Genomic DNA, 22,537 nt, shown 5'->3' with positions numbered 1-22,537 from the left:
GTTAAAAAACAGGGGAAAATCTGCTTTTTTCGTAAGCGCTTTCTGAAAAGAAATCCGTCTATATGGAGTTTTTTCTGCGGTAATCGGAAGGGGAGAGGCCTTCAATCTTCTTGAACTTTTCCCGGAAATAATCCACATCGCTGAAGCCGACTTCGCTTGCGGCCTGATGGATTTTACAGCCCTGGTCCAGCAGTTCCTTGGCTTTTCCGATGCGGACATTGTCCAGATAGCTGTTGAAGGAGAGGCCCGTGCTGTTCTTGAACAGCCTGCCCAGATAGGCGCTGCTGTAAGTAAACACATCCGCCAGCGTTTCCAGCTTCAGATTCTCAGGGTAATGGCGGTGAATGAGGTCCAGCATCCGCTTTATTAACACCTCTATATCGTCGCGCTTAATTCCGCCTGCATATTGCTCCAGGAGACCGTTGATATGGGATTGCAGTTTCGGCAGGGAGGTATGCTTGTAAATTTGCTCGACCTGTTCATCCATTCGGCTGTGCAGCAGCTCCAGCTCCCTGTACTGGAGCGACAGCTTGTTCATCAGATGGGTAACCAGGCGGACATAACGGGATTTTACGGCCATTTCGGAATAACCGGCGGCAATCATCAGCGCTCCGGCTTCCTGAATCAGCGAAGGCAGAAGGTTGATGCTGCCGATATCCATGGCAAAATACAGCCGCTCCGTCACAGGCGCCAGACCCGGTTCCACTTCCTCCGGTTTGACCGGCAGCCCAGTCTTCAGCTTAAGGGAGTCGGGTCCGATCATCCCCGGCTCATCGTAGAAGAAATGCTCTTTCATCCGCGTCAGCGCGGACTCTTTGGAAGCAGGAACTTCCTCCAGAGAGTCCACCATATCTCCTGCGGTGATGATGCATTCCAGCCCTTGGGCGGTTACGGCTTCCCGGATATTCCGGACCATCAGCTGGCGCACCAGCTCCTTCTGATATGAAGGCTGCAGCAATACGCCCAGATAGGAGTCCAGGGAGAAGACAATCCCCCATTCCTGTTCTTCAAAGCTGGCTGCAAGCCTCGTCTTGACAGCCGTTGACGGTCCGTTGTCCGCATTGTCCTGGAGCAGGAGCCGGATCAGAACCACCTGGTAGGAATCCCAGAGCAGCCCGGACTCCTGCGCCGGTCCCTCCAATGCCGCCGGTGCCTGCGGGCCGTTATCCAGCAGCAGGGATTGGACCAGCATTTCCCGGCTCCATATTTTGACGGCGGCATGCTTCTTCCGGTGGGCAGCGCGCGCTGCCAGCCCTGCAGACAGATTCGTCAGATACAGGTGCAGTTCATCTTCATCCACCGGCTTCAGCAAATAATTGTCGATCCCCAAAGACATCGCGCGTTTGGCATAGCTGAAATCCGCATAGCCGCTGAGGATGATGATATGCAGCTCCGGATCGTCTTCCCGCAGCTCCTTAATCAGCTCCAGCCCGTCTCTGCCGGGCATGCGGATATCGATAATCATCAGATCCGGGGAATGCAGCTCATATTTATGCTTCGCTTCTATGGCGTTCGCCGCGGTATCAACGACCACATAGCCAAGGCTCTCCCAGTCCAGCAGGGTTGCAAGCCCCTCCCGGATTGCCAGTTCATCATCCACAATCAGCACACTATACATAAGAATCACTCCTTAAAGGGATTTCAAAGCTGATCTGCGTGCCGAAGCCCTCCTGGCTTGCCAGCGTAAGCCCGCATTCCGGGCCATAGGTCAGCTTCAGCCGCAAATGAATATTGCGCATTCCGATATTATTGCTTTCATAGTCATCCTTGCTCTCCAGCATTTGGCGGATTTCGTGCATCCGTGTTTTTGAAATGCCGGCTCCATTGTCGGATACCTGAACCTTGAGCAGTCCGTCTTCGATACGGATATCCACCCGGACCATACCGCCGTCAATCCGGTTCTCCAGCCCGTGGACAACGGAGTTCTCCACCAGCGGCTGAATAATCAGCGGCGGAATCTGTACAAGATTCGCCTTGGGATCTATATGCAGCTCATAAGCGAGCCGGTCATCATAGCGGAATTTCTGGATGACGAGGTAGCAGCTCACCGTCTCCAGCTCGCTTTGCAGGCTGATTCTCCGGTTGCCGACCTCCAGATTTTTGCGCATCATTTTACCGAGCAGCCGCACGACTTGAGAAATATCGGCCTGGCCCCTGACATGGGCCTTCATCCGGATGGATTCCAGGGCATTGAAAAGAAAATGGGGGTTGATCTGGCTGGCCATCATTTTGAATTTGATCTCGTTCTGCTTCAGCAGGATGGCGTTTTTTTGCCGGTTGGATTCCTGAACCTCACTCATCAGATCATTAATGTTCCGTACCATATGATTGAACTGTCTGGCCAGCTGGCCGATTTCATCTTTACCGTCAATGACAAGCGTGGCCCCCAGATTGCCGGAACCGACCTTGGAGATATGCTTGCTTAGCTGGAGCATCCGTCCGGTGAGCAGCCGCGAGAAATAGTAGATCAGCAGAATCGCCATAATCAATGCGGAGAGGATGACAGCAGAAGCCAGCATAATAATCCGGTTGGGCTCCTTGACAATACTTTCCACGGAAAAGATGGAGATGATGCGCAGGCTGTTCAGACTTCCTCCCGGCTGCCAGTCATCAATCAGCATTGTGAAGGGTTTCCCGTCAATCGATACATCATAAAACCCTGGACCGGCAGCGGATTCGGCCTTGAAGTTCAGGTCATTCAGGGTTTGGCCGAGGAGTTCCGTGCGGTTGGAAGCCACAATGTTGTCGTTCTCATCTACAATCAGAGTTTCAAAGGATTCCTGGTTCAGGATGCCATTCAACCTGTCTGTATTCACGTTCACAACCAGCACACCCGAAGTCCGCTGCTTAAAAAAATTGACTTTGCGGATCAGGCTGAGGTAATACCGCCCATCGCGGTTGTCGCGGATATAGTTCCAGCAGACCATCCCCTTCTGGGCCAACGCAGTGCGGTACCATGGCTCCTGTGTGACCGTCTCGTCTGCCTGCAGGAACTCCCAGTTGTCCAGAACCGTCGGGTTGTCGATATAAAGGCGGATGCTGGAGATTTCTCTGTACAGCCGGACAAATTCGCGGAAATCGGGGTAATTCCAGTAGGCTTGCACCACATCATAGACCGATACGTAGCGGTGGTTGGCGGCTTCCTCCAGACGGCTGTCATTGGACAGCCGGTAAGCGATGTCGAGTGGCACATCCAGCAATTCGCCGGTCCTTTTTTTCACCCGGTCCACATTGGCCGTAATCTGCTTCAGGGCATTGTCCATTGCCATATTCCGCAGCTCACTCGTCAGGAACACTCCCACAATAAGCACCGGTATCAGGGCGACACAGCCAAAGGACAGGAAGAGTTTGGTCCGCAGGCGCAGGTTGTTCATCGAGGTGATGATCCGGGCATACATGAATATAAACGCCTCCATTCTTTTTGTTGATAACGCTTACATGAGAGTATACCGTTAATTGCGAAGCTAATATATGCAATCATTTATGCATTTATTGTCTTTGATTGGATACTTTTCATAAAGCGGGGTGAGGGCGGGGAGCTGAAGGGGAGCGAAGTGGAAATAGTCCATTTAAATCGGCTCAAAAGTGTTCAACAGAAGGGAATAGTGGGAAAAAGTAGACTTTAATTTAGTTGATTTTACCTGTAAGCGGGCAAATCGGCCGAAATAGTTATCCTTTTTCCAACTAGCATTTGCAGGGAAGCAGGATGGGACAAATTAGGTATACTTTTTAAACCACAAATTAAAAACGGCTATACTGTCCAGGGATGGACGGAGTAGCCGTTTTGTTCCGGGAACGAATGCGGTTGTCATTATGCAAAGGGAATCCCCGCATTGCTGAATATTTGTTTCAACTGCTGCTCCTTCCCGCTGTTCCAGGGATTTGCCGGGGAATGGCTGAAGGCAGGAACGGGAACACCGGCCAAACGGACCGCTTCCTTGATGGCGGGAATGAAGGGATCATCCAGCGCATACAGCGGCGGAATTTGAATCAGCTTCCGGTGATATTCAAGCACCTCTGAGAATTGATTTTTCTGAAAGCTGCTGTATAAGCCAAGCATCAGCTGCGGGGCAAAATTAGCACTGGCTGCGATGGCTCCGGCTCCGCCTGCGGCAAGGGTTGGCAGCAAATATTCATCAAAGCCGCAGAACACGGCGAACGCCGGGTTCACTTCTTTGACCTGCAGAATCATCTGGCGGATATGGCTTAGCTGGTCTACCGTTTCCTTGATGCCAACCACCCGGGAGTAGCGCGCCGCAAGGCGTCTGACAAAGGCGGGACTCAAATCCTGGCCGGTAAGCGCCGGGAAATTGTACAGCATCAGAGGAAGCTCTGCTGCTTCGGCAATGGCGGCATAATGCGTGAACAGGCTGTCCTCGCTTAGCTTGCAGTAGTAAGGGTTGATGACAACGACACCAGTGGCCCCGCTGCGGGCAGCATGCCGGGTGAGGCGCAGCGCTTCGGAGGTTGTATTGCTGCCTGTTCCAATCCAGACCGGGAGGCGCCCGTCTGTATAATTAATGCAGAACTCTGCAATTTCTTCCCGTTCCCCCGCGTCGAACTGATTGAACTCCCCGGCAGTTCCCAGGAAGAACAGGCCATGAACACCTTTGTCTATCAGGCTGTCGATTAGAAGCTGCATTCCGCCGCGGTCGAATTTCTGCTGTTCATTCAGAATGGTGGGAACAGGGGGGATAATGCCTGCATTTGGATGAATAATATTCATTTGTTTTCGCCTCCAAGTTTGATATTATAAACATAAGATTATTATATTGAACTCGAGGGAGTTTATCAAACAATGTTTTGCCAAACATTGTTTATCTGATCAACCTCAAAGAGGCAGACACTGTTAATAATCTTTAAGAAAGGGGATGGAGGGATTGGACCGTAAATATTGGGTTCCCGCCCTGGAACGGGCTGATTTGATTCTGGCGGCGATTTCCCGGAAGCCCGGGGAGTATAAAATGACCGATCTGTGTGATGCAACCGGCATCAACAAAAGCTCGATGTTCTCCCTGCTGCGGACGATGGAAGCCTTGAACTGGGTGACGAAGGATGAGAAGGAAGCCTATGCGCTTGGGGCAGGGGTGGCTTATCTCAATAAGGTGTTCAATGAGTCGCACAAGCAGAACTACAATCTGGTGGAACATTTTCTCAAGGCTTCTGCAGAGAGTATTAAGGCCGTTGGCGAAACCTTTCAGCTATCGGTGCTGGACCGGAGTGAAATTATCTATCTGGCCAAGCTGGAAGGGCCATCGCTGGTGAAGCTGGAGTCCAGCCCGGGGATGCGGTTTCCGGCTCATGCGACAGCGATGGGAAAGATGATGCTCGCGCTGCTCCCGCCGGATGAGCTGGACCGGAGGTACCCGGACAGAATTTTAACTCCGGCAACTTCACATACGCTAACAGACTGGAATGAATTCACGGCAACATTGGCGGAAATCCGCAGCAGCGGATATTCGGTGGATCAGGAGGAGATTATTCAAGGAATCTGCTGTGTCGCCGCACCGGTCCTTGATGCTTCCGGGAATGCGGTTGCGGCAGTGAGTACCTCCATGCTGCGGCATGCCTACCTTAACAAGCAGGAAGCGGCGATTCAAGAAGTAATCTTGCTTGGGAAGAAGCTGTCCTTGGCTTAATTCTCTGCCGCTTGCGCTTGATTACATGAAGAAAGAGGGGTCCAAAAGTGGAAATAAGCTTGCAAGAAATCATGCGGGAAGCTCCCGGACAGTCAGCTTCAGTACATACTGCTGCGGCAGGCCCTGCAGGCAGGCTGCCTATTACAGGTGAAATGCTGCGGAGTGCCCCAAGCGGTGAAATATTCGGGATGACGCAAAATTCGGGAATGGGCTGGAATCCGCTGCTCCTGAACAGGCCGCAATATCTCATCCTGGGTACAATGGGGGGAATACGGCGCGAGGACGGCAGTCCGCTTGCCCTTGGCTACCATACCGGCCATTGGGAAATTGGGCTGATGATGGAGGAAGTCGCGCAGGAAATTACTGAACAGCAGGGAATTCCGTTTGCGGGTTATGTCAGCGATCCCTGCGACGGGCGCTCCCAGGGAACAGCGGGCATGTTCGATTCCCTGCCGTACCGCAACGATGCGGCCATGGTGCTGCGCCGCTTAATCCGTTCGTTGCCTACGCGCAAAGGGGTGCTCGGTGTAGCCGCCTGTGATAAAGGGCTGCCTGCAATGATGGTGGCGCTGGCTGGCATGCGGGACCTGCCGGGGATTATTGTGCCGGGCGGAGTCTCTCTGCCCCCTGTTCATGGGGAGGACGCCGGTAAAGTGCAGAGCATCGGGGCCAGATTCAGCAATGGTGAGCTGACTCTGGAAGAAGCGGCAGACCTCGGATGCCGGGCCTGCGCAACTCCCGGCGGCGGCTGCCAATTCCTGGGGACCGCCGCGACGGCCCAGGTGGTTGCCGAGGCGCTTGGCATGTCGGTTCCCCATTCCGCTCTGGCCCCTTCGGGACAGCCTGTATGGAAGAACATGGGGCGCCAGTCTGCCCGCGCGCTGCTGCATATGGAGCATAGCGGAATGGGCATGAAGGATATTCTGACCAACCAGGCAATCATGAATGCGATGGTAGTTCATGCGGCGTTTGGAGGGTCCACGAATCTGCTGCTCCATTTGCCTGCCATTGCCCATGCCGCCGGCCTGCGCATTCCAACCGTCCAGGACTGGAATGCCGTCAATCGCAGGGTACCGCGCCTGGTCAGCGTGCTGCCAAACGGTCCTGTTCCACATCCGACGATCCGGGTATTTCTTGCTGGAGGTGTTCCTGAAGTGATGCTGCATCTGCGCCGGTTGGGACTGATTGACGATTCGGTGCGGACGGTAACAGGCAGGACGCTTGGAGACAACCTGGACTGGTGGGAAACCTCGCAGAGAAGGCAGGATATGCGAAGCCGCCTGCGTGAGGCGGATGGCATTGATCCGGATGCCGTCATTATGAGTCCCCGGGAGGCAAAGCGGCAGGGGCTTGCTTCCACAATGACCTTCCCCACCGGCAATCTGGCTCCGGAAGGCTCGGTCATCAAATCGGCAGCCATAGATCCTTCGGTTCTGGACAGTGAAGGCGTCTACCGGCATGTGGGAAGAGTTAAGGTTTTTACCGCAGAAAAGGACGCGATCCGCAGCATCAAGGACGGACTTATCCGGGCGGGAGATATTCTTGCGGTCATCGGCCGCGGTCCCAGTGGAACCGGAATGGAAGAGACGTATCAATTGACCTCCGCGCTGAAGCATCTGCCCTTTGGCAAGTACGTTACGCTCATTACCGACGCCCGTTTTTCCGGTGTGTCCACGGGGGCCTGCATCGGGCATATCGGTCCGGAAGCGCTGGCGGGAGGGCCGCTTGGCAGACTCCGGGATGGGGACTGGGTAGAGGTCATTGTCGATACGGTCAAGCTTGAAGGGAGTGTAAATCTGGTTGGTGACGGCGAACAGCCCGGCTCGCCTGAAGCAGGGGTGGACATTCTGGCCGCCCGGACCGCTCACCCGTTCCTGGCTGTTGATCCGGGACTGCCGGATGATACCAGACTGTGGGCAGCATTGCAGGCCGTAAGCGGCGGGACCTGGCAAGGCTGTGTCTATGATACCGATAAAATCATTGCCGCACTCGAAGCGGGCCGGCAAGCATTGGGGTGGAACTAATGAGCAGAAGTCTAATTCAGAATCCGATTCTCCGCGGCTTTCATCCGGACCCGTCCATCTGCAGGGCAGGAGAAGATTATTATATTGCTACATCTACTTTTGAATGGTTTCCCGGCGTCCGTATCCATCATTCCCGTGATCTTGTCCATTGGCGGCTGCTGACGCATGCGCTTACACGCAAATCACAGCTTGATATGGAAGGGGATCTGGACTCCGGCGGGGTGTGGGCGCCGTGTCTCAGCTACGACAATGAAATCTTTTATCTGATTTATACCGATGTAAAAAGCAGGCAGGGGGCGTTCAAGGATACCCCCAATTACCTGGTCACCGCCCGGAATATTGAAGGCCCCTGGTCTGAGCCGGTTTATCTGAACAGCAGCGGTTTCGATCCGTCCCTGTTCCATGATCCGGACGGGCGCAAATGGCTGGTCAATATGCGCTGGGATCACCGGACGGACAAGAACAGCTTCGCCGGAATTGTTCTGCAGGAGTATTCGGCAGAGCTGGAACGGCTGATCGGTCCGGTGTTTCCTATCTATAAAGGGACCGCGCTGGGGCTGACGGAAGGCCCGCATCTGTACCGGAAAGACGGCTGGTATTACCTCATTACGGCTGAAGGCGGCACGCAGTACAACCATGCAGTGACCGTCGCCCGCTCAAGAAATATTGAAGGTCCCTATGAAACCGCCCCCCTTCATCCGGTGTTGACTTCCGCCGGCAACAGCGGGCTGGAGCTGCAAAAGGCGGGGCATGGCTGTCTGGTCCACACGCATACGGATGAGTGGTATATGGTTCACTTATGCGGCCGGCCGGTGAAGGAGAAGTACTGCAATTTGGGCCGGGAGACTGCGATACAGCGCTGCGAGTTTACAGAGGATGCATGGCTGGCCCTTGCGGATGGAACAAACCGGCCTTCCGTTACTGTCGAAGGCCCGGATATTCCGGCTCACCCCTTTCCGGCAGCTGCGGAGAGGGATGATTTTGACGCGCGGGAGCTGGATGTGCGCTGGAGCACCCTGCGTGTTCCTGCCGATGAATCCTGGCTCTCGCTGAAGGAACGGCAAGGGTTCCTGCGCCTGAAAGGAAGAGAATCGATGAGCTCCCTGCACCGCCAGAGTCTGGTTGCCCTGCGCCAGCAGGCTTTTTGCTGCAGTGCTGAAACAGAGCTTGAGTTTGAGCCGGAGCATTTTCAGCAGATGGCCGGGCTGATTGTCTATTATGATACGAAGGATTATGTATACTTGCGGATCACTCATGATGAAGTGCTGGGCAAGTGCCTGGGGATAGTCCGGTCCGTGGACGGCGTATACGAGGATTCTATATGTGCTCAGGCTCCTCTGCCGCCTGGTGCAAGCTGCCGGCTGAAGGTGTTGATCGAGCGGGAGTCGGCGCAATTTTATTACAGCGTTGGCAATACCCTCTGGGACAAGATTGGCCCCAGCCTGGATATTTATCATCTATCCGATGATTTCCCGGCGTACATCAGGTTTACGGGAACCTTTATCGGGATGTGTGTCCAGGACCTCAGCGGTACCTTTCAGGCTGCAGATTTTGATTATTTTGAGTATAAGGAGCATTCGAGGTAAGCGAAAACGGATACCGCCTTTCCCAAGGGCGGGTCCGTTTTTATTTATCCGCTTCCCTGTACTCACGCGGTGATTTCCCGTACCAGCGTTTGAACTGGCGGCTGAAGTGGGCGATATCGCGGTAGCCCAGCAGGCTTGAGATCTGGCTCACGGACAGGCTTGAATCCTCCAGCAGAACCTTTGCCTCATGAAGCATCTGTTCGGACAGAAATTCCCGGGCGATACCCCGAATACCTGCCGGAACACACGGTAGCAGTGGGAAGCGCTGATGCCCAGCTCTGCGGCAATATCATCAATGCCATAATGGCTGTCGTAGGGCAGCTCCATTTGAAATTGCTGAAAGACCAGCCCCTGCAGGCGGCTGCGGATCTGGTGGGCAAGCTCTACCTTTTCGTAGGTGCCCGTTGTGGGTAAATTCGCCTCGATGGAAAAGGCTTCCCACAGCTGCCCGAACAGCTCAAACACCGTAGACTGCAGCCTCATCCGCTGCGACATGGTGATATCTCCAGAGATGGTGCTTGAAATCTCCACCAGCCTGGTGAAGACAGGGCCTAATTTATGGGTAATGGTGCTGCCGGATTCGAAGAGAACATGATTCAGGCGGCTGAGCAGTGAGATCAGAATCTTGTCATCGATGTCAAAATGAATGCAGAAATAAGTGAAGGGTTTGCCGTTGCCGCTTTTGCTGGAGTGGGAATCGCCTGGTCTTAACAAGACCAGATCTCCGGCCTTCTGCATATAGCTGCGGTTATTGACGACAAGCTGCTGCTCGCCCTCAAGCACATAATTAAATTCGTATTGCGGATGGGCGTGAACGGGATACTCCCATTCTCCGCGCACCTTCCGCAGATGCATGCCGAATAAGTTCAGTGTTGTTTTCACATCGGGGATGATCGTCTCGCTGATGCTGTGGCCGTGGACAGGCGGTATAAAGGCTGATACCATACAGACTCTCCTTTTGAAATAGTTGCATTCAATCTAAAATATATCCTTTCTAACACTATAGCAGGATTCAGCTTGATTTGGGTAAATATCTGCTTGATTTGACAATGTTCGCACCCTGAAGGCCATGTTAGGATGAACATGAACAAAGGAAGTGAAGTAACCCAAGAAACCAAGAAACCCAAGCCGAAGTTCCAGAGAGGAGTCTTTATGACAAAAACCAATTTATTCTATAATGTTCAACACTCACCTATCGGGGCCTTTGCCAGCTTCACATTGGGCTTCAAAGGAAAAAATGGGGGGCTTGGACTGGAGCTGGGCAAGCCGGCGGACCAGAATGTGTATGTTGGCTTCCAGTCTGGAGATGGCGAAACGTATGACGTGCTGCCCTTTTTCGAGCGTGTGGAAGATACAGGCGCCAGATATGATATAGAAAAAGCGGACGAAACCGCCAAGGAATTGCAGGAGGTGTTCCCGGCTTCGCCGGGCGGAAACGACAGGGATAAGCCAAGCGGCTGGTATCAGCCTTCCCGGATTGTTTTGCAGGCATATGAAGACGGGAAGATTACCAGAACCCTCCGTCCGGCAACGGATACCTGGAATGCGGGGGATCTGACGTTTACCATCTACTCGCCTGTGCGTTCCGTTCCCGATCCGGCAACTGCGGATGAAGAGGAACTGAAGGCCGCCATTCTGCCGGCCGTATTCGCTGAATTGACACTGGATAATACCCAGGGCACCTTTACGAGAAAAGGCTTCTTCGGCTACGAAGGCGGCGATGCCTACAGCTCCATGCGCAGGCTCCGGGATACCAGCAACGGTGAATTTGAAGGCGTCGGACAAGGCCGGCTGACGGCTATAGCCTGTAAAGACGAAGGGGTGCAAACCGCCCTCGGCTTCACCATGGAGAAGATTCTTGAATCCAAGCTGGAGCATAATCTTGCTTTTGGGCTGGGGGGAACAGGAGCCATTATGATGGAGGTTCCTCCAGGAGAAAAGCGGACCTACCGCTTCGGCATCTGCTTTTACCGTGGCGGGCTGGTTACGGCAGGTATAGATGCCAGCTATGCGTATACCCGCTATTTTAAAAACATCGAAGCCGTTGCAGGTTATGCCTTGGAGCACTTTGACGAGCTGACCGGTTCCTGCGCAGCCGGCAATGCCTGGATCGAATCTGCCCGCCTTACAGAGGACCAGTCCTTTATGCTGGCGCATGCGATTCACAGCTATTATGGCAGCACCCAGCTGCTGGAGGCTGACGGCAAGCCCCTTTGGATTGTGAACGAAGGCGAATACCGGATGATGAATACGCTCGATTTGACGGCGGATCAGCTGTTCTTTGAGCTGGTGATGAACCCCTGGACCGTGAGAAATGAACTGGAATTGTTCGTGGACCGCTATAGCTACGAGGACAAGGTCGTATTTCCCGGCGGGACGGAGGAATACCCCGGGGGCATTACCTTTACCCACGATGTCGGTGTAGCCAATGTGTTCTCGCGGCCGCAGTATTCCGCCTATGAGATGGCAGGACTGGATGATTGCTTTTCATATATGAGCCATGAAGAGCTGGTTAACTGGCTGTGCTCGGCGCTGGTCTATATCGAACAGACCCGGGACCGGGAGTTCATCGGTCATATGCTGCCGACGCTTCGCGCCTGCTTTGACAGCATGCTGAACCGCGACCATCCTGAGAGCCATCTGCGCAATGGTCTGATGGGGCTGGACAGCACCCGCACTGAGGGCGGTGCCGAAATTACCACGTACGACAGTCTGGACACTTCCCTGGGACAGTCGCGCAATAATATCTACATGGCAGGAAAATGCTGGGCCGCTTATGTGGCCTTGGAGAAATTTTTCAGGCAGGAAGACCTGGCTGAGCTCTCGGCAGCGGCGGGACAGCAGGCTGAGAAATGCGCCGCGTCCATAGCCTCCAAGCTGAACAGTGAGGGCTACATTCCGGCTATTATCAATGAAGACAATGCGTCCTGCATTATCCCGGCGATCGAAGGGCTTGTGTTCCCGCTGTTCACCGGCTGTGAAGCTGCGCTTGATCCCAACGGCAGGTTTGCCGGGTATCTGAGCGCGCTGAACACACATTTGGCAAATGTGCTCGTTCCGGGCGTATGCCTCTTTGAGGACGGAGGCTGGAAGCTGTCATCTACCAGCAACAACTCCTGGCTCAGCAAAATCTATCTGTCCCAGTTCATTGCCAGGGAGATTCTGCAGCTGCCCTGGGATGAAGCCGGACTTGCTGCAGATGCCGCACATGTCCGCTGGCTGCTCCATCCCGAACTGTCCTACTGGTGCTGGAGTGATCAGATTCTATCCGGGCTTATCGGCGGAAGCAAATATTATCCGCGGGGAGTTACCGCCATCCTATGGCTGCTCGAAGGCACAGGCAACCGGTCGTTGACCAAGATCAAGGAGGAAATCCCAGTATGAGCCACTCCCAAGCGTTCAACACCATTACAATCATCATTCAAATTGATTCAAATCCAGTTCATACAAGGAGGATATGATCATGCTTACGTTCGGACAACTCATCGGTCACCTGACAGCAGGAACCGCCGGGCCGGAACAGACCGTGGACAAGCTGGAGCCGGGGTCCCGGAGACCCCGGTACGGGGGGTTGTTACGGCTTTTTCGGCCTCACAGGCTGTTATCGAACAGGCCATAGCGCTTGGAGCAAACCTGATTATCACGCACGAAGGTGTATTTTACAGCCACCAGAAGCATGGGCCTGAGCTGGAGCAGGACCCGGTGTATAAGCAAAAAGCGGAACTGATCGCAGGCTCGGACCTCGGGATTTACCGTTTCCATGATTATCTGCACCGCTACACACCGGATGGAATCGTGGACGGGCTTATCCGGGAGTTAGGCTGGCAGGAATATGTGGCCGAGCACCGGCCGGCGGTTTCCATTCTGACCCTTCCTGAGATGAAGGTTGAAGAAATCGCGGAGCATTTGAAACGGCGGCTGCACATTCCCTATGTGCGGGTTGCGGGAAATCTGTCCGCTTCCTGTGCAAGAGTTGGGGTACTCGTTGGCTACAGAGGGGGCGGCTCCACGGCAATCCCCTTGTATGATCAAGATTCCCTGGATGTCATCATCGCCGGGGAAGGACCGGAATGGGAGACACCGGAGTACATACGGGACGCTGCCCGTCAGGGCCGGAATAAGGCTCTGATCATGCTGGGCCATGCAGAAAGCGAAGCACCCGGTATGAAACATCTGGCCGGGCTGTTGTCTGAGCAGTTTCCCGGTGTGCCGGTTCATTTTATTGCAGACCCGCCGGTGTTCCGGGTTCTATAATGATCGAAACCTCTTTGGAGGCAAAAAGAGCGGGGAGGGCCTCTGCAGCATGCCACAAACTGGTAAATGTACTTGACATGCATATGTTAAAATTAAGGATGTGTTGAACTTTCTATTATCGGAGGAATCATATGTATCAGTACAACGACCGGGAATTTGTGGATGTCCGTTTTGACGGGCATGATTTACGTTATGGGGAGCTGATCCGCTGCACGTTTACAAACTGTACGTTCATGAATACCTCAATGGAAGAAATCGATACCAGCCATTGCCGTTTCATAGAATGTGATTTTAAAGGCGCTGCCCTGAATGCTTCAATCCACACTGAATCCGCGTTCGAAAATTGTAAATTCAGCGGTGCCAATCTCTTCGTCACCAAATTTATCTCCTGCAAAATGACCGGCTCGGACTTCTCGGGCGCTCAGATAGACGGCATTACGTTAAGCCAGGGTGACTGGTCGTATACGAATTTGCGGCATGCCAAGCTCGGAAAGCAGGATTTGCGCGGGGTCCGTTTCCATGAAGCGGATCTTTCGGAGAGTGATCTGACGAAGGCTGATTTGCGGGACTGTGATTTGACGCGGGTAACGCTGAGCAAAGCCAAGCTGAAGGGGGCCGATCTGCGGGGAGCCAAGCTGGATGGGATGAATTTGAAAGCTTTGGATGTTACCGGCGTCCGGATGGATATGGAGCAGGCTGTCCTGTTCCTGCGCTCCTATGGAGCGAAGATAGATTGAGTCCGGATCAGGGAGCAGCATATCAGAAGGAGAAAGAAGAGTGGGGTCCATCGGCCTCCGCTCTTCTTTTTTCGTGCATAAGCCACATGCGTATGGGGAAAATTAGAAGTCAAAGCTTGACAGAGAAGGGAAGGCATTTTACGTTGGTCGTCATCATATTTTTCGTGTTTGCGTGGTTCTGTATTGGGGTCATGGTCTGCCTGCCGAGTAAGCTGCCGCTGGCCGCCAACTTTCTTCTGCTTATGGTTATTGAAATTATGCTGACTAACAAAATAACGGTTTTGACTTACAATCTAAAGCTGCTCCAAATCAATATAAACAGCATCCCTCACTACCTGTCCATGGCCATACACAATGACATCACCGATGCATTCGTTCTTCTTACCTTCGCTAATGTGTTTTTAACTACCTCCAAAGCCAGTATCCGCTGGGGAATATCGGTCTATGCTTTTCTCTTCCAAATGTTCGCTGGAGCGATGCTAAGTTGGAACTCCGTACTTATCTATACGGGGTGGAACTTCGTTTTGGAGGCGGTGATGATTATAGCCTTAATGATCTATGCTTTGCTGATGGGGCGTCTCTTTCAACGAATGGCTTCAAAAGAAGGGTGGATGCGCTGATGAAGAAAATCGTCTATGACAATCATTTTAACGGGAATGAGTGGTTCATCATCGGGATTATTGTAGTGGGTTTCGCGGTGGTCTGGTTGTTGCCCCGGCGATTTTCCCCGCCCAAACAACCTTTAATCTGCTTGTTGGCATTACCTTCGGGCACATTATCGACCATGCGATCGGGCTGCCGCCGTTTGATTTTTATGATTTGGGGGACCAGTCCACCTACCAGCTGTTTGATTTATTTACTTATCTGATGTATTCGCCGTTTGGGTATTTGTTCATTTACGGTTATGAGCGGTTGCGGATGTCCGAACTGATGACGGTTGCGTATATTCTCTTCTGGGCGGCGGTGTCTGTCGGGCTCGAATGGCTGGCCTTTAAGGCTGGAGTGTACCATTACAAACACGGCTACCATTCCGGTTATTCCTTCCCCATCTACTTGTTTCTGATAAGTATTCAACTTATCTTGTACCGTATGGCATTTGCACGGAACCGGTGGCAGAGGAGCCGCAGGGAAGAGGTTAAAAAGACATACTAAGCGGGGGCAATCCAGGTGGAGCATAAGACAGAAGCAAAGCATATCCGCAGGTATAACAGCTATATGGCGATATACAATAACAACCATATCTATTTAAGGAACCCTTGGGTTGTGGCGTGGTGGTCGGCGGCTTTTCCCGGTTTGGGCCATCTGAGCCTGGGATATTATTTGAAGGGGTTTATGTTCATCGTTTGGGAAATCGTGATTAATAACGGTGCAGGGATTAACAAAGCGATGGTTTATTCCTTTAATGGAAGGTTTGATATCGCGAAAGGCGTACTGAACCCAAGATGGGTGCTTCTGTATATTCCCGTCTACATTTACTGCATATGGGACAGTTCCCGCAAAACGGCCGATCTGAACAAGCATTGCTTGCTGGCTGAACGTGAGGCTGCGCCCATAACGCTATTCAAGATGAATGGGGTGAGCCTGAATATGCTGGATAAGCGGCTGCCGGAGGTCGCTCTGGTCTGGTCCTTGTTATTCCCGGGATTGGGCCATCTATATTTGCATAAATTGCTGAGCGGTTCATTTCTCTTCGTGTGCTGTACCTTCATTTCTTATTATTCACATCTTGTTGAAGCCTGTATATATATGATTAACGGTTCCTTTGGGCAAGCGCAGGCTGTACTTGATCCCGAATGGATCTGTTACTATCCGTCTATCTTTTGTTTTGCGGCTTATGAGTCGTACAAAATAGCAGTCCAGCATAACAAATTGTACGAGCAAGAGCAGTTTCGATTTCTCCGGGAACATGTTCAACCCCGGAGCTATAAGCTGTTTGAATCGAAAGGAAATGAGGGATCTTAATTGCATGTGTTCTCTTCTTTTGAGTCCTCTGTGTATGTGGAATTGGCAATTCTGGCTTTGGAACAGGACGGGTTCGGCAGAGAGAGCATAGCTGCTGTTCCAATGGAACCGACAACGCGCAGCATAAGCCTGTCCGATTCCATCTGCCGGGCCGAGGGAGTTGGCGTAATCGATATGGCTGCAATTCTGGGCACCATCTTTGCAGTATTAGGGGCTTCTTTCGGTTTTGAACTGAGGTGGGGGCCTATTCTGTGGGGACTTATCGGATTGGCGGCAGGGGTGTGCGCAAGCTTGATCCTCTTTCTTATGGGAGGAAAAAGACTGAACCATAAAGCGTCAGATACAAAAGCCGTAGTCATGCTGATTATTCATTGCGAACAAGGCGATTCGCATAAGGCAATCCAAATCTTAAAGCAGTTCTCTGCGATAAGCATTGGGAATTTAGATTAGGCATCTTTTGAAAAAGATGGAGGGTAACTATGCGTTTTACCGAATTGAGCACTGACCTCGCAAAGAATGAACAGACGCTTAGAGAAATTTTTCAGGATTGTTCCGATATCGTATTTCGGACATTCAACGTCGATCCGAGAGTCCTTTTGGTTTACATAGATGGATTGACCGATACACAAACCCTGGAAAAGGTTGTGCTGCAACCCATCCTGTTTGATAAGAATACTGACGGGTTGAACCACGCTTACACGCCGGGAGAAATCATTCAACAGCAGCTTGTAGCCATTGCAAAGGTTCAGACGGTTTCTACGCTAAATGAGGTAACCGATGGAATATTAAAGGCGAATATCGCCATATTGGTTGAGGGAGAAAAGCAGGTTTTAGTTGCAAGTCTCAAAAGATCTGAAAAACGCGGGGTTGAAGAACCGGAGGCTGAGGTAACTGTCCGTGGACCGAGAGACGGCTTCACAGAAACCTTACGAACCAACACCAGCCTGATCCGCAGACGAATCCGCAGTGTGGAGCTGAAAATGGAATCCGTTACAGTGGGTCAATTTTCTCAGACGGAAGTCATAATTGCTTATATTCATGGAGTTGCCTCGGATACCGTCCTGGAGGAAGTACGTAATCGAATCAGGCAAATCCAGATTGACGGAGTCATGGAATCGGATTTTATTGAAGAATTTATCGAAGATGTCCCTTGGTCTCCTTTTCCGCAAATTCAAAATACTGAACGCCCTGACGTCGTAAGCGCAAGTCTGCTGGAGGGCAAAATTGCGATTATGGTAGATAATACTCCTTTTGTACTGATCGTTCCGATGAATTTTTGGACTGGACTACAGGCGGTTGAGGACTATTACGAGCGGTCAATCTATACAACCTTCATCCGGTTCATCCGCTATTCCCTGGTCAATATGTCATTGCTGCTGCCGTCTTTGTATGTTGCGCTTTCAACCTTCCATCAGCAGCTCATTCCAACCAACCTGCTCATCAGTATTGCCAGTTCCAGGGAAGGCGTCCCTTTTCCAACATTTGTTGAGACCTTATTGATGGAATTTATGTTCGAGGGGCTCCGTGAAGCGGGGATTCGTCTGCCAAAAGCCATCGGTTCGGCTGTTAGTATTGTCGGGGCACTTGTCATTGGACAAGCTGCTGTGCAAGCAGGCATCGTATCTGCCCCTGTGGTAATTGTGGTTGCCGTAACGGGGATCTCCTCATTTGCTATTCCGCGATACAATTTTGGGACTGCGTACCGGATGCTCCGGTTTCCTATGCTGATTTTGGCGGGGGTGCTGGGTTTATACGGTATTATCTGCGGATTATTCATTATGATCATACATCTTCTGGGTCTAAGTTCATTTGGTGTTCCGTATATGAGTCCGGTCGCTCCACAAACCCTCCGGGGCTTGAAGGATGTATTTGTCCGCGCACCCCGATGGAGCATGAATGTGCGCCCGGCTTACGTCTCCGGGGCAAACAAAAGACGTATCCCCAAAGGCCAGCAGCCTAATCCGAATCGAAAGAGGGGAGATCAATGAATAAAAAACGGATCGTTTCTTCCTGCCTGCTCCTCTCTCTTATATTTACCTCAGGTTGCTGGGACAGTACAGAGGTGAACGAACTTGCCATTGAACTTGCTTGGGGGATCGACAAAGGGCAGGACGATGACGTAATGATTAGTGCTCAGGTCATTGTTCCGTCAAAAATCAGCAGCGGACAAGGCGACGGTAAAGCTGGAGCGGGTCAGGGAAAACCCTTTTTTGTCGTAACCAGCTCCGGCATGAACACGCTGGATGCCGTGCAGAAGATGCAGACCAAGCTTTCCCGGCGGGTATTCCGCGGCCACCGGCGGGTCATTGTAATTGGAGAGTCATTGGCCAGACACGGAATTAAGGATGTACTAGATACCTATACCCGGGATCCGAACCTCAAGCTGCGGACCGATCTGTTTGTTGTCAAGGGAAGTACGGCGAGGGAGTTTTTGAACATATCGTATCCGCTGGAAACCATACCCGGTCTCGGGGCTTTAGGGGAATATGACCAGATCGGAACGCTTATGGAGATGGGGTTTATAAATTTTCTGGTATCTGCAAGCAGCAAAGGAAGCAGTCCGACCGTCCCTGTCCTTGTAAGCGGCTTGAACACGGGTTTATCACAGGAAGGAGAGCAGCAGGATTCATCCGAAAATGTTGATGCAGAAGGCTTCCGTATTTCAGGAGCTGGGATTTTTGATCAGGATCTGAAACTGGTGGGATTCTTGAAAACATCAGATGCCCGCATCTTGCGATGGGTAACCGGAAAATTGCAGAAGCTGACGATTTCAACCCAAATTCCGGATCAAAAAGGAAACGCCAGTATGGATGTGAATAATCCGGGCAGCAAGATTCAGCCTGTAATCCGCGGAAACCAGATAAAAATCTTTGTCACGTTAACGGGGCAAGGAGACATCCGTGAAAACAATGCACGTCTGGACCTGACACAACCGGGCAATGTAAACCTGCTGCAGGACACATTCAACAAACATATTGAAGAATCGGTTCTTCAAACCATTACCAAAGTGCAAAAAAAGTATGGGACAGATGTCTTTGGATTCGGGGATGTCATTCACAATAAAATTCCATCACAATGGAAATCCTTGAAGAATAACTGGGATCTGGAGTTTTCGAAAGCTGAAGTATTTGTAAAAGCAGATTTGAAGGTCCGGCGGATAGGTGTAACAGGGCCATCGGTGCATTTGATGGATGACGAAATAAAACGGTGAAGTTTCATTTCTTGAGTTGCCGGAACCAGGCAACCAGAAGCAGGGCCGTTGGCAGGATAATAAACAAGGGGACCCACACATAGGGAACCAGTATTTTAAAATGATGATAATAAATGTGTTCAGCGATGTTTTGTGACATTGTCATTCCCAGCAGCAAAGCGATGATGCATCCGGGGATCATAAGTGCATGGTAGCTCTTTAACTTCGTCAATTGCTGGACCCCTTTCAGCGCGGCATACATATAAATGGCACCTTTCAATAATGCCGTCATTAAAAAATAAAGCACGCCAAACATCTGCAGGTTTTCAATAAACTTTCCGACACTGATTAAACTTAATAAGGTGTAGAGGGGATACAGGAAACGCGAAAAGACGCCCCCAAAAACGGAAATCACAAATATATCTAGACAGGCTATCATGATTCCTGACAGCAAAGTGGAGAGAACCGTTATCTTCATCACTTTTGAGGGGGTTTTGGATAGAGGCCAGATCATGGCAAGAGCCAGCGTCTCCCCAAAGGGTTGAGTGATACCGGCTGGATAGACCACGTTCCAGATGGGCCCCCATCCGTGTTCCAGCACAGGCTCTATATTCGTGATATGCATGACCCCGGAGCTGAAAAGCAGGATAATCTCAATACTAAAGATGAGGATAACAATGGGAAAAAATATTTCTCCCAGCCGGGCAATGATCTGAGCGCCGCCATATACGCAATAGGCGATGATGATGACAAACAGCCCTGTGATCAGGAGCAGCGGTGTATTGTTTAAAATGGTTGTTGAAACCATATCTCTAATATCCGCAACAATGCGTCCTACAGTATACAGAAACAATAGAGGGTATAAAAATGCTATGGGTGTGCCGATCCAGCGGCCCAATTGTGCAGGAAACCACTCCACAAGAGATAACCCCGGATTCATCCGCATTAAAGTAGTATAGATCAGAATGATGATTACCCCCAGAGAACAGGAAATCAGTTCGGCGATCCACGCCTCCCGGCCGGCTGTACCCCCAAAGCCAAAAATAATCGTAGTCCCCAACTGAAAAATAAAGGTTATGGTAAATAACTGATAGGCAGAGATTTTTTGCACAGTATCCGCTCCATATAATCTGATTTCGCATGCCGTCAGTATGATTATTTCCATCGGAAGGCTGCGGCAAACCATTAGGAGCGAAATGAGGAAATATGCTCATTTATTGTCGAATAACATTATGGTTTGTTGTATTATGGAACTAAGCCGTTTTCCAGAATCAAGGAGGGTAATAGTTTGCATATACAGAGAAAGGCCGGGCTGCGTCAAGGTAAAAAGCTCAGTCTAACATCGCTTTTTACAGGCCTTGTAACGCTGGTGGTTCTGCTAACCACAACTATAATTATGGTGGGTTCTTATGACTCCAAAAAACAATCGTTGATGGAAACAACGCTCCACCTGAATTTCTCCAATGCCGACCGCATGGCGAGGACCATGGACTCCTTATTTCAATCCATACGCGGCAGCCTGGCACATAATGCACAGATGCTTTCCAAGGTGGACGGTATGACACCTGAGCAAGTGGGGCATCAATTGGAGTTGATGCGTAACAGCAGCAATTATTTTAATTCCATTGTTGTTATTGGCAAAGACGGGCTGGTCCGCAACGTGGAACCCACCTCAATAGGGACTGCGGGCAAACATATCACTTCTCAAGCGGCTAAAGAAGCGTTGGAGCTCAAACAGCCGTACACTTCTGCTCCTTATATGACAAAGAACACCAATAGGCTAATCGTGTTCCTGAGTCAGCCGATCTTCAGCAATGACGGTACATATCTTGGTATACTGGGTGGTACCATTTATCTGCAGGAGAATAACGTTCTGTCCAGTATTTTTGGAAATAACAAAGTGGACGATTTTGGATCTTATTATTATATTGTGGATTCCGGCGGACATTTGCTGTATCACCCGGACAAGCGCCTCTTCGGGAATGATGTCAGCGGCAACGAGGTTGTGCAGAAGCTGATGAAGGGGCAAAGCGGGGAACAGCAGGTCCGCAACCTTAATGGAAATGAACTGCTCGCCGGATACTCCAGTGTTCCAGAGAGCGGCTGGGGAATTGTGGTCGTTTCACCGGTGGCGCTGATCCGTCAGCAGCTGATCGGCCATATTCAGACCATTATCGCGTATTCCCTGATTCCGTTCATTATTCTGCTGAGCGCTGTGATTCTTGTAGCCCACAGACTGGCTCGGCCGTTTGCCTATCTGGCCGATTTGGTCAGCAAGATGGGCAAGGAAAGGATAGTGCTTCCGCCGGTCAAGCCGCACTGGAGCCGGGAGGCCGATTTGCTGACGAAGGCTGTGTTTTTAGCGGTAGCGGACATCCAGAAGCAGACGGATCAACTGACACAGGAGGCAGCGACCGATACGTTGACCGGGCTGAAGAACCGGAGGTCGCTGGAATATACCTTGAGCCAGTGGATTGCCTCAGGGATTCCATTTTCACTGATTGTGCTGGATGTGGACCGGTTCAAGTTCGTGAACGATACCTATGGCCATGTCACCGGTGATGAGGTGCTGAAGCATGTGGCCGGAGTGATCGTCTCCTCGCTTCGCCCGGATGATGTGTGCCACCGTTTTGGCGGTGAAGAATTTGTCATTCTGCTGGCACGCACCCGTCCGGCCGAAGCCTTCAATGTGGCGGAAAGAGTCCGCCGGGCGCTGGAGCAGAGGAAGGGGCCGATTCCCACGCAAGTTACTGTATCGCAGGGCATCGCCCACTATCCGCAGCATGCTTCAGAGCAGGCGGAGCTGCTGAAGAAAGCGGATCAGGCGCTATACCGTGCCAAGAGCAACGGAAGAAACAGAACGATGGTCGCGGAGGACAACCCGGCTGCCCCATCGGCATAACCACTTGCGTGGAACATTGGCGGGATAAGGAGGCTGCCCTTTCAGCGGTACTAGCGGGGATTAGCGGGAATTTGTACACTTAAATTGGCTAGAAAGCTTCCTGTAGAAGAAATAGTGGGAAAAAGGGAACCTAATTTAAGCGAATTCGCCCGGGAGGGTGAGAATCGGCCAGATTAAGTGTCCTTTTTCCCACTAATGCCTGCGGAGTAGCGGGATGGGGAGGATTTAAGTTCACTTTTTCCA

At 51.6% G+C, this 22,537-nt stretch carries 18 protein-coding genes and 1 pseudogene; 13 read left to right on the top strand and 6 right to left on the bottom strand.

The genetic code is table 11. The features are described 5' to 3' along the window. Nucleotides 1-58: 58 nt before the first annotated feature. The 3 genes from JI735_RS31990 to JI735_RS31980 all read right to left on the bottom strand — a co-directional run bounded on the left by JI735_RS31990 (nt 59) and on the right by JI735_RS31980 (nt 4,726). Nucleotides 59-1,618, bottom strand: a complete 1,560-nt coding sequence (locus JI735_RS31990) for a response regulator transcription factor (protein ID WP_039834483.1) — start codon at nt 1,616-1,618, stop codon at nt 59-61. After that, nucleotides 1,611-3,398: a sensor histidine kinase gene (locus JI735_RS31985; protein ID WP_039834482.1), complete on the bottom strand. Its 1,788-nt coding sequence runs from the start codon at nt 3,396-3,398 to the stop codon at nt 1,611-1,613. Before JI735_RS31985 ends, JI735_RS31990 begins: the two co-directional genes overlap by 8 nt. Nucleotides 3,399-3,811: 413 nt before the next feature. Further along, nucleotides 3,812-4,726: a dihydrodipicolinate synthase family protein gene (locus JI735_RS31980; RefSeq protein WP_039834481.1), complete on the bottom strand. Its 915-nt coding sequence runs from the start codon at nt 4,724-4,726 to the stop codon at nt 3,812-3,814. A gap of 154 nt (nt 4,727-4,880) precedes the next feature. Here JI735_RS31980 and JI735_RS31975 point away from each other — a divergent pair, with 154 nt between their 5' ends. The 3 genes from JI735_RS31975 to JI735_RS31965 are packed head-to-tail and all read left to right on the top strand — an operon-like array spanning nt 4,881 to nt 9,249. Continuing rightward, nucleotides 4,881-5,639: an IclR family transcriptional regulator gene (locus tag JI735_RS31975; protein ID WP_039834491.1), complete on the top strand. Its 759-nt coding sequence runs from the start codon at nt 4,881-4,883 to the stop codon at nt 5,637-5,639. 47 nt (nt 5,640-5,686) lie between these two features. After that, nucleotides 5,687-7,663 carry a YjhG/YagF family D-xylonate dehydratase gene (locus tag JI735_RS31970; protein WP_411830018.1) on the top strand — a complete coding sequence of 659 codons (1,977 nt, stop codon included), beginning with the start codon at nt 5,687-5,689 and terminating at the stop codon, nt 7,661-7,663. Next, on the top strand, nt 7,663-9,249 hold the full coding sequence (locus JI735_RS31965; RefSeq protein WP_039834480.1) for a glycoside hydrolase family 43 protein: 1,587 nt from the start codon (nt 7,663-7,665) through the stop codon (nt 9,247-9,249). The genes JI735_RS31970 and JI735_RS31965 overlap by 1 nt, the downstream gene beginning before the upstream one ends. A 40-nt stretch (nt 9,250-9,289) precedes the next feature. Here JI735_RS31965 and JI735_RS36575 read toward each other — a convergent pair whose 3' ends face one another. Both JI735_RS36575 and JI735_RS31960 read right to left on the bottom strand, forming a co-directional pair. Then, nucleotides 9,290-9,445 carry a helix-turn-helix domain-containing protein gene (locus tag JI735_RS36575; RefSeq protein WP_233476148.1) on the bottom strand — a complete coding sequence of 52 codons (156 nt, stop codon included), beginning with the start codon at nt 9,443-9,445 and terminating at the stop codon, nt 9,290-9,292. Continuing rightward, nucleotides 9,397-10,194: an AraC family ligand binding domain-containing protein gene (locus JI735_RS31960; protein ID WP_233476147.1), complete on the bottom strand. Its 798-nt coding sequence runs from the start codon at nt 10,192-10,194 to the stop codon at nt 9,397-9,399. The genes JI735_RS36575 and JI735_RS31960 overlap by 49 nt, the downstream gene beginning before the upstream one ends. Before the next feature lie 207 nt (nt 10,195-10,401). Here JI735_RS31960 and JI735_RS31955 point away from each other — a divergent pair, with 207 nt between their 5' ends. The 9 genes and pseudogenes from JI735_RS31955 to JI735_RS31915 all read left to right on the top strand — a co-directional run bounded on the left by JI735_RS31955 (nt 10,402) and on the right by JI735_RS31915 (nt 19,413). Next, complete coding sequence (locus tag JI735_RS31955) at nt 10,402-12,633, top strand: glycoside hydrolase family 52 protein (RefSeq protein ID WP_039834489.1); 2,232 nt, start codon at nt 10,402-10,404, stop codon at nt 12,631-12,633. 76 nt (nt 12,634-12,709) lie between these two features. Continuing rightward, nucleotides 12,710-13,503, top strand: a pseudogene (locus JI735_RS31950) (Nif3-like dinuclear metal center hexameric protein). A gap of 131 nt (nt 13,504-13,634) precedes the next feature. Continuing rightward, a complete protein-coding gene (locus JI735_RS31945) occupies nt 13,635-14,240 on the top strand; it encodes a pentapeptide repeat-containing protein (RefSeq protein WP_039834477.1) in 606 nt (201 codons plus the stop codon). Then, nucleotides 14,237-14,860: a hypothetical protein gene (locus JI735_RS31940; RefSeq protein ID WP_233476145.1), complete on the top strand. Its 624-nt coding sequence runs from the start codon at nt 14,237-14,239 to the stop codon at nt 14,858-14,860. Before JI735_RS31945 ends, JI735_RS31940 begins: the two co-directional genes overlap by 4 nt. A gap of 40 nt (nt 14,861-14,900) precedes the next feature. Beyond that, nucleotides 14,901-15,392, top strand: a complete 492-nt coding sequence (locus JI735_RS31935; protein ID WP_233476144.1) for a hypothetical protein — start codon at nt 14,901-14,903, stop codon at nt 15,390-15,392. 15 nt (nt 15,393-15,407) lie between these two features. Then, entirely contained in the window at nt 15,408-16,202 is a 795-nt protein-coding gene (locus tag JI735_RS31930) for a hypothetical protein (protein WP_039834474.1), read from the top strand. 36 nt (nt 16,203-16,238) lie between these two features. Then, complete coding sequence (locus JI735_RS31925) at nt 16,239-16,652, top strand: DMT family transporter (RefSeq protein WP_233476143.1); 414 nt, start codon at nt 16,239-16,241, stop codon at nt 16,650-16,652. Nucleotides 16,653-16,681: 29 nt separating this feature from the next. Further along, nucleotides 16,682-18,190 (top strand): spore germination protein, encoded by a 1,509-nt coding sequence (locus JI735_RS31920; protein WP_051051672.1) that lies wholly within the window; start codon nt 16,682-16,684, stop codon nt 18,188-18,190. Beyond that, complete coding sequence (locus tag JI735_RS31915; protein ID WP_039834472.1) at nt 18,187-19,413, top strand: Ger(x)C family spore germination protein; 1,227 nt, start codon at nt 18,187-18,189, stop codon at nt 19,411-19,413. The genes JI735_RS31920 and JI735_RS31915 overlap by 4 nt, the downstream gene beginning before the upstream one ends. 4 nt (nt 19,414-19,417) lie before the next feature. Here JI735_RS31915 and JI735_RS31910 read toward each other — a convergent pair whose 3' ends face one another. After that, a complete protein-coding gene (locus tag JI735_RS31910) occupies nt 19,418-20,557 on the bottom strand; it encodes a GerAB/ArcD/ProY family transporter (RefSeq protein WP_202676803.1) in 1,140 nt (379 codons plus the stop codon). Nucleotides 20,558-20,680: 123 nt separating this feature from the next. Between JI735_RS31910 and JI735_RS31905 the strand changes: the two genes are divergently transcribed. Then, entirely contained in the window at nt 20,681-22,294 is a 1,614-nt protein-coding gene (locus JI735_RS31905; RefSeq protein ID WP_039834470.1) for a sensor domain-containing diguanylate cyclase, read from the top strand. Nucleotides 22,295-22,537: the final 243 nt, after the last annotated feature.

Source organism: Paenibacillus sonchi, from assembly GCF_016772475.1.
Lineage (GTDB): Bacteria > Bacillota > Bacilli > Paenibacillales > Paenibacillaceae > Paenibacillus_AQ > Paenibacillus_AQ sonchi.
The sequence above is the reverse complement of the archived record's forward strand: the minus strand, read 5'-3'. Positions and strand labels throughout refer to the sequence as shown.